The organism is Corynebacterium sp. LK31 (assembly GCF_014335015.1).
In the GTDB taxonomy this organism is placed as follows: domain Bacteria; phylum Actinomycetota; class Actinomycetes; order Mycobacteriales; family Mycobacteriaceae; genus Corynebacterium; species Corynebacterium jeikeium_D.
The window spans coordinates 325,790-343,008 of record NZ_PDGW01000011.1 but is presented as its reverse complement, the minus strand read 5'-3'; the positions used below and the strand labels follow the sequence as shown (position 1 = coordinate 343,008).

Below are 17,219 nucleotides of genomic sequence, written 5' to 3'. Positions count from 1 at the left end.
AGGCGTGCGATGAGCTCCGACGTGGAAACTAGTCCCGACGTAGAAGTAAGACTTGCCCCAGCCGAGGGAACTCCACGCGTGCTTTCTGCCATCGACGACATTATTGACGCCGGTGAGCAGCTGGCCAAAGGACACGGTTGGCTCGCAGTCGATACTGAACGAGCTTCGGCATATCGCTACGACGACCGCGCCTTCCTGCTTCAATTTCGCCGCCGTGGAGCGGGCACCTTTCTCATCGATCCCGAAGATGGTCGCAAGGCGATGGCCGTTTTTGGTTCCTCAGTCAACGACCTGACCTGGATTATTCACGCCGCTCATTCTGACCTTCCCTGCCTCGCAGCTCTGGGCCTCTACCCCACCAAAGTCATTGACACTGAGCTGGCCGGCCGCCTTCTCGGCCTGGAGCGAGTCAACTTAGCAGCTCTGACAGAGCGACTCCTCGGAGTTGGACTTGCCAAGGGGCACGGTCGAGAGGATTGGTCTACTCGTCCACTGCCAGCAGATTGGCTGGACTACGCAGCCTTGGATGTCGAGCTGCTCATCGAACTCGCCGAGGTTCTTTGTCAGGCGCTGACTGAGCTCGACCGTTTGGAATGGCTGGAACAGGAATGCGAACGCGAACTCGCTCTAAACCGTAAATACCTCGATGGCCTGCACGTCGGACACTCGTGGCAGGGGCTCAAAGGGATTGGGAAGCTGCGCACTCCCGAACAACTTCACGTCGCCCGTGCACTGTGGACTGAGCGTGACGAAATCGCGCAGCGCCGTGATGTCTCCCCAACACACGTCATGGGTCACAGCGTTCTACGTACAATCGCAGAACAACTCCCCGGTACGCAGCGTGAACTGACTGCAATCCGTGGATTTCCACGTCGCCGTCGCGGTGCTGCGGACGCTTGGTTGAAGGTCGTTAATGAAGCCCGTCAGGAACCCAGGTCGTCATGGCCGAAGCCCCAGAAGCAGGCTCCCAACCAGATGCCCCACTTTCGGCGTTGGGCTGAACATGCCCCACAAGCCGCCGAGATTTTCGAAACCACGCGAGACTGCATCGACAACGTCTGTGCCCAAATACATCTGCGCAAAGATACACTCATCACTTCCGCGCAGACACGTGAACTGGTGTGGTGGATTCACAGCCGCGCAGTCGGCTCATTCGTTTTCCGCCACCACGACAACTACGCTGGCGGCCTGCCAGCCGTTACCGAAATCTCCGCTCACCTCAGCGAACAGGGTTTCCGCCCATGGCAGGCACATTTGCTTGCCGACGTGATCGGCGCCAACGTTCTTGCGCCCATGCGGCAGCCACTCTAGCTACAGCCGCTCTAGCACCGCGATGGTTTCAAAGTGATGCGTTAGGCCAAATGCGTCAACGACCTCGAGGTGTTTGAACGCGTAGCCGTAGTCAGCCCAGTACCGGGCATCGCGGGCAAAAGTCGCCGGATCGCAACCGAAATGTACAACCACGCGTGGCTTTGCCTGAGCAATAGCTGCAACGGCATCCTTACCAGCACCGGAGCGCGGAGGGTCGAGAACGACGATATCCGGGTTTGGTGTTTCCTCATTAGCAACTTCGCGGCGCACTACCTTGGTGACATCCCCAGTAACGAACCGGACTGGTGCCGCAGACGACGCATTCGCACTGTGGTCAGCTGCAGTGAAGGCCTTGCGCCCCGCCGTCGCTGCCGCTGCAAAACCCTCGACAGAGAGAATTGAGCCCTCTGCGTCAACTAGCTTGCGCAGTGCCGCCGACAGAACGCCTGCGCCACCGTAAAGATCCCAACCACAGGAGAAAGACTGACCGGCCAACAGTTCAATGATGCGCGATCCATAGAACTCAGGGGCATGGCAATGGGCTTGCCAAAAACCGGTAGTCGGCACATCGAAAGTAATTCCGTGAACAGTGTGCTGTGTGGTTGGCTCGCCTTCAATCACCGTTTGCTTGCGGTTCCTGCCGGTGCCGGAAACGTACACAGCACTTCGGTTACCCTCCGTGTCCATGGCCACATGGAGTTCTCCTGGCTTCGGCTTCTTGCTCCCGCGACCGCGAGCAGGCTTAGCGGCGGGGATGGTTCCGGCCGTCGAAAAGCCAGCGATGAGATTGGGAACTGTTTGGACGCACTCGGAGCCGATGACGAGCTCGTGGGAACGGGAACGACGTAATCCCGCTCGTCCCTGGGAATCCACACCCAGCCGCACGCGCGTGCGCCAACGGGAGGTCGGAGCCAGTGGAAGAACATCGATAGCTGGCAGCTCGTCGGCGGTGAAACGTCCAAGACGGCGCAGGCAATCGGTCAAGACATCAGCCTTGAGACGCGCCGCGTGCTCAGGATCAATAAAACCCCAGTCGCAACAGCCCGCGCCCTGCTGAGCTGCTTCGCAACGCTGCGAAATTCGATGCTCTGAGGCATCCAAAACCTCAACGACATTGCCGCGCCACAGCTTGGCATCAGGTTTGGCAATTTCGACAACAACGCGTTCGCCGGGGATACCGCCGGTGACGAAACCGATTCGTCCGTCGTAGCTGGCAATGAATTCTCCGCCGGCAGCGGGACGGTCAATAGTCACTTCGATGTTCACGCAGTGTGATACTACCCGCTGACAAGAGAAAAGCCGCCGTCGGGTGACGGCGGCGGGCAGTGCACAGTGGCGCCTGCAGATCCTTTTCTAACTGGTCAAGTAGCTAGCTTCTCTCTGCTGGCGGGTTGACCAAACTAATTGGTGGAGCCATCCGGGTTGATACCAGTAGCGCCTGGCACCTGCCCGGGTTCACCTTCAGCTTGGGCAGCCTGGGTCTGCTGCTGGTATGCCTGACGAATCTGCTCGGCCATCTGGGACGGCAGCGTAACCGGAAGCGGCTGACCTGCTGGCATCGGGTTTTCACCGCGAGAGACGAAGCTACGGGCAAGGAGACCGCGGGCGAGATCTGCGAGTTCCTCCGCCCGATCAGCCGGACCGGAAGCCGTCATGCGAAGCATCCAACGCGGGCCGTCGGCGCCGATGATTCGCATTTCCATATCGGAGGTGCGACCTACGACCTCAGAACCCCACGGCCCCTGCTCGACGTGGACATCGAGGCCATCGGACTCAAGACCGTCCTTGATTTCCTGAGCGGACTCCTCCCAGAGGCCGCCCGACGTCGGAGCAGCGAATGCTACAGGAGTTACGCGGCCATGCTCAGTGGCGACGTGCAGCATGGTTGGACCTGTCGGCCCCATCTCCACCTGAATATCACCAACGTGAGGAATAGGCAGCAGCATCGAACCGAGGTTCAGGCTGGCCTTCGCGAAGTCCGAAAAATCAAACTGCGTCGGGCTAGCGCTGTTGATGTCGAAGGGGCCGTTTGCTGGTGCGTTCTCCGCGGCGGTTTCCGACGCGTCGTCATGCACGGTTGCGGTAGCCTCCTCAGAAGCTGGCGCCGCAGAGTCGGTGGCAACGGTCTCTGCCTCAGCAGCTGGTTCTTCTGGCTGGTTCTTCTTTCCAAATGGCCACATGGTGGTTTATTGACACCTCGCTAAAAAGAAATCTTTGTATACGCTTTTGTAAACGCTTTATTGAGCTCTTCACGCATTGAACCACACTTGGTAGGGTCCCCGCGCTGTCAGAGGCGTTTTAAAGCGTCGTGGACACTCCGGTTGACCCGTGACCTCCCACGCCGCGTTCAGTTTCATCGAGCTCATCGACTTCCACCAGCGGGCTGAGCTCGACCTTCTGCACAACCAATTGGGCAATTCGATCGCCCTTGGCGATCTCCACCGCATTGGTCGGGTCCAAGTTGATCAGGCAGACTTTAAGCTCACCACGGTAACCGGCATCAATCGTGCCGGGAGCGTTGACGATGGACAGCCCCTTTTTGAAAGCCAATCCGGAGCGAGGATGAACCAATCCCACTGTGCCCGCCGGCAAAGCAATGGCAATACCGGTTCCCACGAGCGCCCGCTGCCCTGGTGCTAGGATGACATCCTCCACTGAGCTCAAATCCACACCGGCATCATCGGCATGCGCACGCTGGGGAATCACAGCGTCTTTAGCGAGCTTTTTCACTTGCACCGGGGCATAAGTCATCTCTTTGTATATCCTTCGCTGTCGCGTCTTTTAAGAACCGCACTTCGGCCTTGTCAGTACCGAGCATAGCCGTGCCCTAGAATGGATAACCGTGAGTGGAAAAGATAACCTGCAGCCTCGTCGCGACGACAGCTCAGCATCCGTCTCTGAAGGTGCGGCAATAGCAATGAGCTCGAGCGGAGATTCATCGATTGTCTATTCCGAAAAGCTCTGGGTTCCCTGGTGGTTCTGGGTACTCGGCGCTGCTGCCGTTTTTGTATGCACGGCCCAGATTGGCTTTAACCGTTCACCGATTTGGCTTGTCATCGGCGGCATTATTTGTCTGGCCGTGGGCGTGTGGGTGCTGTTGACTATGTCGAAGACCACGGTGTCCGTGGAAGTGGACAGCACTGGTGAACGCTGGCTTCACGCTGGCACGGCAGTTTTGCCAGCATCGGTTGTTGCCAAATCCCTGGTGGTCCCGAAGTCCGCGCAGCGCAATGCGTTGGGCCGTCAGCTCGATCCAGCAGCGTTCCTGGTTACACACACGTGGATTCCCACGATGGTGCTGCTAGTCCTCGACGATCCGGACGACCCCACCCCCTATTGGCTGGTCTCCACCCGCCACCCCGAGGCACTGCTTGACAGTCTCTTCGACCGCTAGGTCAAATCTCTCACCGCCGCTACACGCTTGCCGACGGCCCCAGCGCCGCCAGAACCGTGGTAGTGGCGGTTTTCCTTTTTCCTAGGAAGCTATCCCGGCTGTGCGGGGATTAGGCACAGTCCTGACAGATGGGGAATCCATCGCCGTTATCGATTGCGATCATTGAGCGGTGCATCACCATGAAGCAGGAGCCACAGGTGAATTCATCCTCCCCCTTCGGGGCAACATCCATATCGAATTCTTCACCCGCGATGTCGGCAACCGGCAACTCGAACGGCTCAACAATTTCGCCGTCGTCAGTGTCGTCGATTTCCTTCTCAGCAGATGCAGCCTGAAGGCCCTCGAGGGAATCGGTCTCCAGCTCTTCGGTTTCACGAGTACGCGGGGCATCGTAGTTTACAGCCATGTCCCAAACCTTCTTTCTGGACCTTTGCTAGACATTGTGAACTGACTTTTTCTCGGAGAATACAACGCGTTGAGACGATTGACACCCTGTACTCTCCAGCGCCTTTCTCAGCGGATATTAAGGCAATTCACGCAATCTGTCATCTCTGCAGGTCAGAATAGGTTTCTATGCCCATAAGCCGAGGAGAGGATAACATGATGGCTATGAGTTCAGGCCCCGCGAGCACTTCGAGCACATCACATCGACGAAAAATTGTTCCCTACGTGGTGGTTTCCGTCGTTGCTGTAGTGATTGCCGCTACGTTGTGGGTATTGGCATTCCGCAGCCAACCGGCAAGTTATCCGGTGTCCTGTTCCCTCCCCGCGGCTGGGGCCCCTGTTTCCTCCACCACGCTAATCGGAGAGCACGTCGTTCCACCGTCGGATGTTCATGTGCGCGTTTATAATGCCAACGGCAAAGTCGGCCAGGCTACAACCGTCGCCGAGCAATTGCGGCAGCTCGATTTTGTCCTCGATGAGCAGGTTCCCTACGGCAACGACCCTATTGTGGAAAACCAAGACCTCGGTTGCTTCGGCCAGCTGCGTTATGGCGAGGACTTCAATGGCCACGCCGCGGCGCTTCACGCTCTTTTCCCCTGCTTTGAGCTCATCCACGATGGTCGGCCGGATGCAACCGTCGATGTGTCGTTGGGTAAGGGGTTTAAGGATCTCGAAGTAGCCAGCCAGGTTGAGGAAACGATGTCCGCATTGAACCGTGGCGAACAAGCCGACCTAGAGGGTTTGAGCTCGTTAGGCTCGAGCACCTGCTCCTAGACCGACGCACTAATTCCTAGCCTTCGCGATAGCACCATCCAATGCCTCGAAGAACGCATCGGCAACTTCAGAGTTCGCCGCACCGACACCAAAGTCGAGCGGGTCTCCCTCCGGCCGGCCAGTAACGTTGGCACACTGAGTGAATTCCGGGACCCTAATCCTTGCGCCTGCTTCAGCCGCAATCAGAGCACCAGCTGCATAATCCCAAACCTTGATGTCGTGTTCGTAATACGCATCAACACGGCCGTGCGCCACCATGCACAAATCCAGCGCCGCCGATCCCATGCGCCGAATATCTCGACACTCCCCCAGCAACTGCGACGCTATCCGGCCCTGCACCTGCCGGAGACTAGCGGAATAGCTGAATCCCGTTGCCACAAGTGTCTTTTCCAGCTCGGCCGTTGGGGAACAACTAAGCGTCTGCACAGTGCCGTCCCGTCGAGAAACCTGAGCGCCCTCTCCCTTAGCTGCACTGTAAATCTCTCCCGAGGACGCATTTGCCACTGCACCCGCCACTACCTCATCGCCTACGGCGCAAGCGATACTCACGGCACAATTGGGCAGGCCGTAAAGGAAATTCACCGTGCCATCAATGGGGTCTACAATCCAGGTCACCGCTTCGCCCTCGTTGGCAGCCTGCGCTGGGGAACTCGCGCCGTCGTCAAGCCCGCCTTCTTCGCCCAAAATGCGGTCAGAGCTGCTAAACGTCTTGATAAGCGAACGAATGAGCTCCTCAGATTCACGGTCGACGACGGTGACGGGGTCAACAGCTGAGGACTTCGTTTCGGAACTTGCTAAAACGCCATCGGAGCCGAGTTCGACCCGACGACTGGCGATGTGCGCCGCGGCTGCGCGGGCGATAAGTACCGCGCGGTCACGCAATTCCCCGACGCTGGGCCGCACGGACCCGGGGCTATTCGGTGCAGCAGACCCCCTATTATCCGCGCTGTTAGCGAGTTGTTCGGTGCCATGCGAGTTATTGCTCATGCCCCCATTGTGTCTGTTTCGTACAATTTGAGCTATGGGACAACGAATTGGATTTGGCATCGACGTGGGAGGCTCTGGAATCAAGGGTGGCCGCGTAGACCTTGAAACTGGGCAGCTTATTGGCGACCGCATTAAAATTTTCACGCCACAGCCGGCAACTCCGGAAGCGGTTGCGGAGACCATTGCAGAAATTGTGGACATTGCGAAGTGGGATTCCGATGTCGGCATCACGATTCCGTCCGTCGTACAGAATCAGATTGCCTTGCTGGCCGCCAATATTGACGGTTCTTGGGTTAATACGAACTGCCAAGAGCTCTTCGCTAAATACCTGCCCAACAACAAGGCGCACGTGCTTAACGACGCTGACGCTGCCGGCCTCGCTGAAGTCCAGTTTGGCGATCCGGGCAATAAGACAGGCGCCGTGTTGTTGCTAACTTTTGGTACAGGCATCGGCTCCGCGCTTATTCATGACGGACTGCTCTACCCCAATTCGGAGTTAGGCCACCTCATCATTGATGGCATGGAGGCCGAACACTTTGCATCCGCGAGAGTTAAGGATGTGGAGGGGCTCGGCTTCGAAGAGTGGGCTGAGCGCGTGAGCAAGGTGCTTAAGACCTACGAGGCACTGTTTTGGCCGTCACGGATCATCGTCGGCGGCGGAATCAGTCGCGAACACGAAAAGTGGATTCCGCTGTTGACATGTAAGACTCCAGTTGTCCCCGCAAGTCTGGATAATAATGCGGGTATTGCTGGCGCCGCCTTTGCAGCTGACCAGGGACTTTACCCTTAACCACTTTCATTTCTTATATGGGGATTGGTAGCTACGTGTCGGGCGTGACACGTGCTTGAAGCCATGCCCCGTGGCGGCGATTTTAAGAATTGGTTTACAATAAGAAGTTGACTCACGGCAAGGTTGAATAATCAACAGGCTCGAGGAGGATTGGGAAAATCGAATTCCAGCGCACTGCTTCGATGAGGATTTTCACCGATTACTTCTTCGCTAGGAGCCAGAAAGCAACACTGATGACCGTGGCACGAAAAGGTCAGCTCTGAATGTTTTCCATTCGGCTAGTTGGCTATAGACGAAGTAAAGGCGCACCACTGGCGCGTTGAGCTTCTCTTCGACCGAGAGAAGCTGGCGGCGGCTTTGGCGGCGCACACAACGTACATCGTGAAAGGGCGTTCGTGGCAGGCAACGAACTGGGGCAAGCTCAGGACCAATCCACCGGGAGTGGCACCGGTTCAGCTACTCCTGCAAAGAAGGCTGTAAAGAAGGCCATCAAGAAGGCAGTGAAGAAGACCGTGGCAAAGAAGACTGCCGCGAAGAAGACTGCTGCCAAAAAGACGGCTGCTACCAAAACTGCGGCGAAGAAGACGACCGCTAAGAAGGCAGCGGCCAAGAAGACCGTGAAGAAGGCGGCCAAGAAGTCCGTCGCTAAGAAAACCACGCGTAAGGCCGCCGCCAAGAAGGCAACTAAGCGGACAACGGCTGCGAAGGCCACCGCGGCCAAGGCTGCTGCAGCGAAGGCGAAGGACGCGCAAGCTCTCGACGCAACTGAGAACGAAGAGCTCGAGGACGAGGAACTCGACCACGACTTGGAGCAGGAGCAGGACTACGACCCGGATCTGGATGATGATCTCGAAGACGATGATCTTCACGACGATCTGGATGATGACGACCTCGAAGACGACGACCTCGACGATGATGAAGAAGAGGACGACGAGGACGAAGACGAGGATGAAGAGGACGAGGGCGACGAGGTCTGGAACGAGGACGAGTCCGCTCGTCTGCGTCAGGCCCGCAAAGATGCTGCCCTCACCGCCTCCGCCGACTCTGTCCGCGCCTACCTCAAGCAGATTGGTAAGGTCGCGCTGCTGACTGCCGAGGAAGAAGTCAGTCTGGCAAAGCGCATCGAGGCCGGTCTGTATGCGCAGTACAAGATTGACGAGGCCAAGGAAGCCGGCGAGCGCATCGCTTACGCTCAAAAGCGCGACTTGCGCGAGATTTCTCGCGACGGTCAGCGCGCCAAGAATCACCTGCTCGAGGCCAACCTCCGTCTTGTGGTGTCCCTGGCAAAGCGCTACACCGGCCGTGGCATGGCTTTCCTCGACTTGATTCAGGAAGGCAACCTCGGCCTGATTCGTGCGGTCGAGAAGTTCGACTACACCAAGGGCTACAAGTTCTCCACCTACGCAACGTGGTGGATTCGCCAGGCCATTACTCGTGCAATGGCCGACCAGGCTCGAACCATTCGTATTCCGGTTCACATGGTCGAGGTCATTAATAAGCTCGGTCGTATCCAGCGTGAACTGCTTCAGGATCTGGGCCGCGAGCCCACCCCGGAAGAGCTCGCCAAGGAAATGGACATCACCGAGGAAAAGGTTCTCGAGATTCAACAGTACGCTCGTGAACCGATTTCCCTGGACCAGACCATCGGCGACGAGGGTGACTCTCAGCTCGGTGACTTCATCGAGGACTCCGAGGCAGTTATCGCCGTGGACGCCGTCAGCTTCACGCTCCTCCAGGATCAGCTTGGCGACGTCCTGGAAACTCTCTCCGAACGTGAAGCCGGTGTCGTCCGCTTGCGCTTCGGCCTTACCGACGGCATGCCACGTACCCTGGACGAGATTGGTCAGGTCTACGGTGTGACACGCGAGCGCATCCGTCAGATTGAGTCCAAGACGATGTCCAAGCTGCGTCACCCGTCGCGCTCGCAGGTGCTGCGCGACTACTTGGAGTAAAGCTTTAACCTGGAGTTGTTCAGGGGCTAACTGCTTGACTAGAAAAATCGGGCTTGAATGAGGTTTCACACCTTATTCAAGCCCGATTCTTCTTTTGGTGTCAGCGCTAGTGAGTTACTGACTGCGTTTATGTCAAAAATAGCCTGAAAAATGGCCTGAAAGTGTCATAAACTCACACAGTTTCACATTTGCAGCCAAAAGCCCCGGACCACCGAAGTGGAACGGGGCGAAGGAGTATCTGAGCAACGCTAGGCGAAGCAGTCCGGTGGCGGTTCAGCGCGCTGCCCCACCATCCACTACGGGCTACTACCTACCCAGCTAGTACACGACGCCGAATACCCACTGCAGGAGCGTCAGCGATGCCACAGAAATCACGATCAGTGCGACGACGTTCAGCCAGACACCGGCCTTGACCATGTTGTCCATGCTGACGTAGCCGGAGCCGTAGGCGATGGCGTTCGGCGGTGTTGCAACCGGCATCATGAAGGCCGAAGTAGCTGCCAGTGCAACTGGAACGGCGAAAATCATCTGGTCGTGGCCCAGACCGATTGCCATCGCACCAACCAGCGGCAGGAAGGTCGCGGCCGTCGCGGTGTTAGAGGTGAACTCGGTCAGGAACAGCACAACGGCGCCGACGACAACCACGAGTGCAGCCACTGGCATCCAGCCGAGAGTAGACAGCTGCTCGCCAATCCAGTCCGACAGCCCAGAGGCACCGAACTGCGAGGACAGTGCGAGGCCACCACCGAACAGCAGCAGCACGCCCCACGGCAGCTCTAACGCATTTTCCCAACGCATAAGCTTAACGCCATCAGGACCGCCCGGAATAATGAACAGCGCAATACCCACGGTCATTGCGATAACCGCATCGGCAATCTTGGTGTCGGGCAGCAGCACCGGAACAAAGACCCACGCCAGTGCCGCCGCGATAAACACCAGGAGCACTCGGCGCTCTCCAGTCGACATACGGCCAAGGCGCTTCAACTCGTCACGCATGAGTTCGCGCCCACCTGGAATATGCGTAATCTCCGGCTTAAACAGAACATTTGTCAGCAGGAACCATGCACAGAGCATGAGCACAACCGCCACCGGGACACCGAGCAGCATCCACTGGCCAAACCCAATATTGACTCCCTGCTCCGCCATGTAGGCCGCCAGCATAGCGTTCGGAGGAGTACCAATAATGGTGCCCAGCGAACCAATCGATGCCGCGTAAGCGATACCCAGCATCAGCGCGATACCGAAGTTTGACTTTGGCATCGGGTCATAGCTTGACGACGACTCCTCGGCCTCCTCCAGCGCATCCCCACCGGGGGTTTCAGCGACGGATTCACTCGCAGAGCCCGTATCCTCTGCAGCAACCTTTTCATCGTGCAGCATTCGGACAATGAGGCTCAGGACGGACACACCGATTGGCAGCATCATCACGGCCGTGGCCGTGTTGGAGACCCACATCGACAGGAAGCCAGTAGCCACCATGAAGCCGAGAATCAGCATCTTTGGTGACGACCCCATGAGCACCAGAACCCACAATGCGACGCGCTTGTGGAGGTTCCAACGCTGCATCGCCAGCGCCAACAGGAAGCCGCCCATAAAGAGGAAGATGGTCGGGTCTGTGTACTTGCCCGAGAAATCCTTAATCTCCGCGAGGTTGAGAATCGGGAATAGAGCCAGCGGCAGCAGAGCCGTAACGGCAATCGGGATAGCCTCGGACATCCACCACACGGCCATAAGCACTGCTACACCTGCGGTTGCACGCAGGTTGTGATCGAGCTCAGCCGGCATAAAGAAGTACACGAGCAGGGCCAGGATGATACCGAGTCCTAGACCGGTGCGCTTACGGAAAAGCTCTCGGCTGAGGTATCCACGGTCTTGTTGGCCAGGTGACAGTTCCGGGGAGTTGTCGCGCGTAGATGTCGCTGCCACGATTCACGCTCCTATTTAATAATCAGCAGACATCCTGTATTGCACGCATGTTCAAACGTTTACCGCATGTAGGGGATGCCAAATGTGGGTACTTTCTGACACCAATATCATTACCAACACTCGGCCAAATATGAGATTTCACTAAGAAACCCCCGGCCGAAACTGCAGGCAGTTGGGCTTCGGGGGTGGATTACGGGGTTAGCTCATTTCCTGATTGCGTATCTGGCGTTGACCGAAAACTCCGGGCACAAAGTAAGACCGCCATTGATGTCGCTTCCGAACTCACTCCGATTGCTTCTTTGGCTGATCAGTACCCATCTGCTTAGAGATGCACTCGGCATACTCTCCAGAGGTGCGCTCGAACTTCTCGCACTTCGACATCGCATCTGATGTCGACGAATACAGCATCAGCGACACCACGGCGGCTGCAATACCCGTCACAATGCCGACCACGCCCAATCCGAACGAACCGCTGATGACCGCGTCTCCCCCGGCTGCCTGCACGCGTTTCTTGGCACTCATTGCCTTCGCCATCGCGATGATGCCCAGAACAATGCCAAAGACACCGAGGATGCCACCAACAATCATCCAGGACATCAAGAGTCCGCCGACGCCAAAGATCAGTGCCAGCACGCCAATAGTCCGACCGTCATTGCCTGGTACAGCTGACAAACCACCGCCGGTCAATTCTGACGGCCTCGACTTATCACTGCTTGCCGACATTCTTCTCTCCACCATAGATTGCTCAGTTCGTTTGAAACCCTACCAATTACGCAGGTAGCTGATGCGATCACGCAACTGTTCCTCCGTACATAGCGCAGTCGGCGGGCCACCACAGGCGCGCCGAACCTCGTTATGCACTTGACCATGTGGCTTACCGGTTCGCGCCGCTGTCATCGACACCAGCGTATTGAGCTCCTTCCGCAACTTCGGCAACACCTCACTGGCCACCTTCTGCGGCCTTGGGTACGCCGATCCCTCAATCCGGTGCACCGCGCCCCCTTCGCCCCCGCTTGACGACGATTCCCTCGCCTCCTCGCGGGCTTCCTTCTCTCGGGCACTGGCGGCTTTAAGCTGTTCATCCTGCCGCTGACGCAGCAAGAGTCGCATCTGATCGGCGTCGAGAAGCCCTGGCAAACCCAGATAATCGGCCTCTTCGGCGGAACCAGCAACGGTTGCGGTGCCGTAGGAGGAGCCGTCGTAGATGAGGTAGTCGAGTTCAGCATCCGCGCCAATGGATTCGTAGGCCGGCAGCAATTCATCGGGCTCATCCTTGCGGCGATTGGCCTCAGCGACCAAGTCATCTTCCCAGCCCTCCGAAGGCCGATCCGGCTTGCCGAGCACGTGGTTGCGCTGCACCTCCATCTGCGAGGCCAAGTCGAGCAGCACCGGAATCGACGGCAAGAAGACGGAAGCAGTCTCCCCCGGCATGCGGCTTCGCACGAATCGTCCGATAGCCTGCGCGAAGAATAGCGGAGTCGAGGAACTTGTCGCGTACACACCGACCGCCAGCCTCGGCACGTCCACGCCTTCGGAGACCATGCGCACGGCTACCATCCACTCATCGGTGGACTCGGAGAAAGTCTTGATTCGTTCCGACGAGCCCGGTTCATCCGAGAGCACTAACGCCACCGGCGTAGAGGCAATCTGCTCGAGAATGCGTTTGTACGCACGGGCAGTTGCCGCATCGGAGGCGATAACCAGGCCACCCGCGTCCGGGATATGCTGCCTCATCTGCGAGAGCCGGGTGTGCGCTGCCCGCAGCACAGATGGCATCCACTCGCCCTTTGGGTCAAGCGCGGTGCGCCAAGCACGCGTGGTCTCCTCTGGGCTCATCACGGTGCCCAGTCGCGCAGCGAACTCATCACCCGCGCTATCACGCCAGCGAGCTTCACCGGAATAAGCCAAAAAGACCACTGGGCGCACGACGCCGTCGGCAAGCGCATTGGAATAGCCGTACGTGTAATCGGCGACGGAACGCGAGTAACCATCGCCGTCCGGCGAGTAGCGAACAAACGGAATCGCTGCGTCATCGGAGCGGAACGGCGTACCAGTTAGGCACAGGCGGCGTTCGACATCGCCGTAAGCTTCGGAAATACCGTCGCCCCAGCTCTTGGCATCGCCGCCGTGGTGCACCTCGTCCAGAATCACCAATGTCGGCCGAGCGGTGGCTACGGCATGGTGCTTAAACGGATGCACTGCGACTTGGGCGTAGGTCACAACAATTCCCTGGTAGGAGGGGTTTACCACACCCTTGGCGTTGGTGAATTTGGGATCCAACGCAATCCCCGAACGAGCAGCGGAAGCAGCCCACTGCACTTTCAGGTGCTCAGTGGGAACCACGACGATGATGCGCTCGACGATCCGGCGCGACAGCAACTCACTGGCGATACGCAAGGCGAAGGTCGTCTTACCTGCGCCCGGTGTCGCCACTGCAAGGAAGTCCTTGGGGTTAGTCGCCAGGTATTTGTCGAGGGCCTCCTGCTGCCATTTACGAAGCCCGCTCACTTGCGACGCAGGGACTTGTAAATCCGCTCGCAGTCAGGGCATACCGGTGAACCCGGCTTCGCTGACTTCTTCACAGGGAAGGTTTCACCGCACAGAGCAACGACGTAGGAGCCGTTGACCGCGGAGTTCACGATCTGGTCCTTCTTGACGTAATGGAAGAACTTCGGGGTATCGTCCCTCGTCGACTCATCGACGCGGGTATCGGTGCGTTCAATCGTCTTTGTCGTCTTCAATGGAGTGCTCACAGATTCCAATTGTGCCCCATCGGTCAAATTATGCCCAGTGACCCAGGTGCTGGCCGCTGCTGACTGCTGCCTTCCACAGCCATCCACAACATCGCTACGACTACGCGAGCATGCGGCTGCAACGGACATAGCTAGTTGAGACGACCCCACGCCACAGGCGTATGCTAGACAACCATGGCGCGAATCAATGACCGTCGCGACTCCGCGCTGCCGAAACGCGGAAGTTCCCGGCGACGCAAGAAAGACGCGGCGTTGATTACCGACGCCCGCGGCTCTCGGATTCGCAACTATGACCACCGCCGCCACGTCTACGCGGCTCTGCAATGGTCTCGCATTCCGCTGCTGCTTCTTTCCGGCGCTTTTTATCTGTGGTGGGATGTGCCGTGGATTGCAGCGATTCTCATGGTCGTCTCCGTACCCATGCCGTGGATCGCGGTTGTCATCGCCAATGGCGTTGGAGAACCCGCTGACAAGCGTAAGCCGCGCGTCTACAAGCCTGGAGTTGTACGCGAGCAAAACCGCAAATGGGAGGAGCAGCAACGCCAGCGCGCCCTCAAGGAAGCAGAGATGCGCGCGCTCGGTTCTGCCGCCAGTACCGAAGACACCGACGCACCGACGCAGTCCGGTAACGAGACCACCTCAAATCCCTTCGATGACGCAAATGTCATCGATATGCCGGAAGACGACGATTCGTCGTCAAGCTCCCCTAACTAGCCCCTCCGCCCCGCTTTACGACGAAGGTAGTGCCTACGATGACCTTTTCCCCCTCCACCTTCACCCCACCGACTGATCAGCAGCTTCGTGATTTTGTCGACTGTGCGGAGGAATTTGCCACCGCGCTCAGGCGCCTTGAGTTTTCCAGTGAGTCACTGCGTCGAGTCCTAGGCGCCGAGGGACTGGCCGCGCTGGACCGCGGTGAGCCCGGCGTTGTCGATGTTCTGCTTACCGAAACTGAGGGCGTTTCTGCGGACACTGTGACCGCGTTGCGTCTTTTCATCCTGGGCGATTTCGCCGACGCACAGCAGCTATTTGGGGCTGAGCTGACAGCCAAGTTACTGGGCAGCGGCATACTTGCCGGCACCGCCACCAACGCACAGGTGTGTATCGATGTGCGCCCGGTCGAGATTGCGGGAGTCGACCGTATTGTCTTTTCCGACCGCGATGCCTCTATGAGCGATCACGTTCCTGGACCCGATCATGTCTTGGGCGTAGGGCGGGCTTCCCGCTCCCTCCTCGATATTTCGCCGACCTCGGCGGTGGAATCCGTACTCGACCTCGGTGCCGGTTGTGGCGTCCAGAGCCTTGCCCAGCCGGATGCAAAGTCGATTGTCGCGACGGACATTCACCCCCGGGCGCTGTTTTTTGCCCGCGCTACTTTCGCAGCTAATGGCTTCGCCCAGGCGCAGGTCCTCGAAGGATCCTGGTTTGAACCGGTTGCAGCCAAGAAGTTTGACCGCATTGTGGCGAACCCGCCGTTCGTCGTAGGGCTGCCAAGTGTGGAACATGTTTACCGTGACTCAGGATTGAATCTGGACGGTGCCACCGAACTTATGATCCGCGGTCTGGCCGACCATCTCACCGACGGCGGCACGGCGCATCTGCTCGGTGCTTGGGCCCATATCGAAGGCGAAAGTTGGCAACAGCGCATCGCCTCTTGGCTCCCTGCTGAAGGCCTCGAAGTGTGGGTAACACAACGAGATGTCGCCACGCCGGCGGAATACATCGGCACCTGGCTTCGAGACGAGTCCATCGACCCCCGCAGCCCAGAAGGCTGCGAGCGCTCCCGTGCCTGGCTGGAGCACTTCCGCAACAGCGGCGTGACAGGCATCGGGTTCGGCTACATCACAGTCCAACGCATTGCCGGCCCGACTTCCGCCGTGTGCGAAGAAATGCCGCAGCCTTTGGCCGCTCCCTTCGGCGCCGAAGCCCAGGAGTATCTCGGCCGCGCCGAATGGCTTCGCGCACAAACTGCTAACACCATCCTCGAAGCTGCCTTTACTGTGCGACCCGGCGTCGCCTTAGAACGCGTTTCGCTTGCCGACGTCGACAGCGGCCAGGGCTTCACTGAGTTCGATACGCGCATCTCACGCACCGACGGCCCCGCCTGGACACACTCAATCGATGAGTCCGTCGCAACCATCCTGGGTGCACTGCATCCCGAAGCTGCCCTGGGCTCCGTCATCGACATCATGGCAATGTTTGGAGCCTTTGATGAGTCCGAAGTCCCTGCAATCAAGGACGCCCTAGTTCCCATCGTCGTTGACTTGGTTCGCCATGGTCTGATTCTCCCCGCCGAGCTCTTGGAGGATAAACAGTAAATGAAAGCCGTTCTCACCCGAGTTAAATCCGCGTCAGTCACTGTCGACGGCTCCGTTGTTGGCCACGTTGACGGAGGCGATACCGGCGCCATTTTGGCGCTCGTAGGTGTTGGCCGCGAGGACACTGCCGATGCTTGGGAAACGATGGCCCGCAAGATTGCGGAGCTGCGCATTCTGGATGGCGAGCTCAGCGCTGTCGACGCTGGCGCCCCGGTGCTCGTTGTTAGCCAATTCACGTTGATGGGGGCGACAAAGAAGGGACGGCGGCCGTCGTGGGTAGACGCGGCTCCGGGCCCAGAGGCCGGACCCGTCATAGAAAAAATTGTCGAGAACTTGCGCAATCGTGGCTTGACGGTCGAAACGGGACAATTTGGAGCGATGATGGAGGTCGCATCCGTCAATGATGGACCCTTTACAGTTCTCATAGAATGCTAGTCGCGGCAGTTTTTCTTAACATTATATTTGCATGGCAAAATTACCCTATTGACATTCATCAACTTTCACGGGAACATTTCCGTAACTCCGTGCGTTGTAGTTATCGAGTCCACTTAAAAATCCAGGAGGCAGATT

Annotated in this window: 17 protein-coding genes; 8 read left to right on the top strand and 9 right to left on the bottom strand. The window is 58.1% G+C overall.

What is annotated here, in order from left to right; all coding sequences use genetic code 11:
• Nucleotides 1-9 precede the first annotated feature (9 nt).
• Nucleotides 10-1,311 carry an HRDC domain-containing protein gene (locus CRD18_RS03780; protein ID WP_049193026.1) on the top strand — a complete coding sequence of 434 codons (1,302 nt, stop codon included), beginning with the start codon at nt 10-12 and terminating at the stop codon, nt 1,309-1,311.
• Here CRD18_RS03780 and CRD18_RS03775 read toward each other — a convergent pair whose 3' ends face one another.
• From CRD18_RS03775 to dut, 3 genes are all read right to left on the bottom strand, one after another.
• Nucleotides 1,312-2,577 carry a class I SAM-dependent RNA methyltransferase gene (locus tag CRD18_RS03775; protein WP_049193025.1) on the bottom strand — a complete coding sequence of 422 codons (1,266 nt, stop codon included), beginning with the start codon at nt 2,575-2,577 and terminating at the stop codon, nt 1,312-1,314.
• A gap of 134 nt (nt 2,578-2,711) precedes the next feature.
• Complete coding sequence (locus tag CRD18_RS03770) at nt 2,712-3,491, bottom strand: DUF3710 domain-containing protein (protein ID WP_070438320.1); 780 nt, start codon at nt 3,489-3,491, stop codon at nt 2,712-2,714.
• A 118-nt stretch (nt 3,492-3,609) separates the two neighbouring features.
• Nucleotides 3,610-4,062 (bottom strand): dUTP diphosphatase, encoded by a 453-nt coding sequence (dut, locus tag CRD18_RS03765; protein ID WP_016422657.1) that lies wholly within the window; start codon nt 4,060-4,062, stop codon nt 3,610-3,612.
• Nucleotides 4,063-4,228: 166 nt separating this feature from the next.
• Here dut and CRD18_RS03760 point away from each other — a divergent pair, with 166 nt between their 5' ends.
• Nucleotides 4,229-4,705, top strand: a complete 477-nt coding sequence (locus CRD18_RS03760; protein WP_049173043.1) for a DUF3093 domain-containing protein — start codon at nt 4,229-4,231, stop codon at nt 4,703-4,705.
• Between the two features lie 109 nt (nt 4,706-4,814).
• Here CRD18_RS03760 and CRD18_RS03755 read toward each other — a convergent pair whose 3' ends face one another.
• Entirely contained in the window at nt 4,815-5,111 is a 297-nt protein-coding gene (locus CRD18_RS03755) for a DUF4193 family protein (protein WP_016422655.1), read from the bottom strand.
• A gap of 203 nt (nt 5,112-5,314) precedes the next feature.
• On the opposite strand from CRD18_RS03755, the gene CRD18_RS03750 reads away from it, so the two are divergent.
• Nucleotides 5,315-5,923, top strand: a complete 609-nt coding sequence (locus CRD18_RS03750) for a LytR C-terminal domain-containing protein (protein ID WP_160310020.1) — start codon at nt 5,315-5,317, stop codon at nt 5,921-5,923.
• A 9-nt stretch (nt 5,924-5,932) separates the two neighbouring features.
• On the opposite strand, the gene CRD18_RS03745 is transcribed toward CRD18_RS03750, so the two are convergent.
• On the bottom strand, nt 5,933-6,910 hold the full coding sequence (locus tag CRD18_RS03745) for an inositol monophosphatase family protein (RefSeq protein WP_016422653.1): 978 nt from the start codon (nt 6,908-6,910) through the stop codon (nt 5,933-5,935).
• 34 nt (nt 6,911-6,944) lie between these two features.
• Between CRD18_RS03745 and ppgK the strand changes: the two genes are divergently transcribed.
• Nucleotides 6,945-7,700 carry a polyphosphate--glucose phosphotransferase gene (gene ppgK, locus CRD18_RS03740; protein ID WP_042388657.1) on the top strand — a complete coding sequence of 252 codons (756 nt, stop codon included), beginning with the start codon at nt 6,945-6,947 and terminating at the stop codon, nt 7,698-7,700.
• Nucleotides 7,701-8,095: 395 nt separating this feature from the next.
• Nucleotides 8,096-9,652 (top strand): RNA polymerase sigma factor, encoded by a 1,557-nt coding sequence (locus CRD18_RS03735; protein ID WP_049193023.1) that lies wholly within the window; start codon nt 8,096-8,098, stop codon nt 9,650-9,652.
• A gap of 318 nt (nt 9,653-9,970) precedes the next feature.
• Here the strand turns inward: CRD18_RS03735 and CRD18_RS03730 are convergent, their stop codons facing one another.
• The 4 genes from CRD18_RS03730 to CRD18_RS03715 form a co-directional block, all read right to left on the bottom strand.
• Nucleotides 9,971-11,578: a DASS family sodium-coupled anion symporter gene (locus CRD18_RS03730; RefSeq protein WP_049170921.1), complete on the bottom strand. Its 1,608-nt coding sequence runs from the start codon at nt 11,576-11,578 to the stop codon at nt 9,971-9,973.
• A 282-nt stretch (nt 11,579-11,860) separates the two neighbouring features.
• Nucleotides 11,861-12,301, bottom strand: a complete 441-nt coding sequence (locus tag CRD18_RS03725; protein WP_016422649.1) for a hypothetical protein — start codon at nt 12,299-12,301, stop codon at nt 11,861-11,863.
• A 39-nt stretch (nt 12,302-12,340) separates the two neighbouring features.
• Nucleotides 12,341-14,086, bottom strand: a complete 1,746-nt coding sequence (locus CRD18_RS03720) for a DEAD/DEAH box helicase (protein WP_048733265.1) — start codon at nt 14,084-14,086, stop codon at nt 12,341-12,343.
• Complete coding sequence (locus CRD18_RS03715; protein ID WP_005509477.1) at nt 14,083-14,331, bottom strand: DUF3039 domain-containing protein; 249 nt, start codon at nt 14,329-14,331, stop codon at nt 14,083-14,085. The genes CRD18_RS03720 and CRD18_RS03715 overlap by 4 nt, the downstream gene beginning before the upstream one ends.
• A gap of 174 nt (nt 14,332-14,505) precedes the next feature.
• Here CRD18_RS03715 and CRD18_RS03710 point away from each other — a divergent pair, with 174 nt between their 5' ends.
• Genes CRD18_RS03710 through dtd form a run of 3 tightly spaced genes read left to right on the top strand, consistent with a single transcriptional unit; the run spans nt 14,506 to nt 17,084 of the window.
• Nucleotides 14,506-15,045, top strand: coding sequence for a DUF3099 domain-containing protein (locus CRD18_RS03710; RefSeq protein ID WP_016422647.1), 540 nt, complete (start codon nt 14,506-14,508; stop codon nt 15,043-15,045).
• 38 nt (nt 15,046-15,083) lie between these two features.
• Nucleotides 15,084-16,649, top strand: a complete 1,566-nt coding sequence (locus tag CRD18_RS03705; RefSeq protein WP_049189733.1) for a methyltransferase — start codon at nt 15,084-15,086, stop codon at nt 16,647-16,649.
• Complete coding sequence (gene dtd, locus CRD18_RS03700; RefSeq protein ID WP_016422645.1) at nt 16,650-17,084, top strand: D-aminoacyl-tRNA deacylase; 435 nt, start codon at nt 16,650-16,652, stop codon at nt 17,082-17,084.
• The last annotated feature ends 135 nt before the right edge of the window (nt 17,085-17,219 follow it).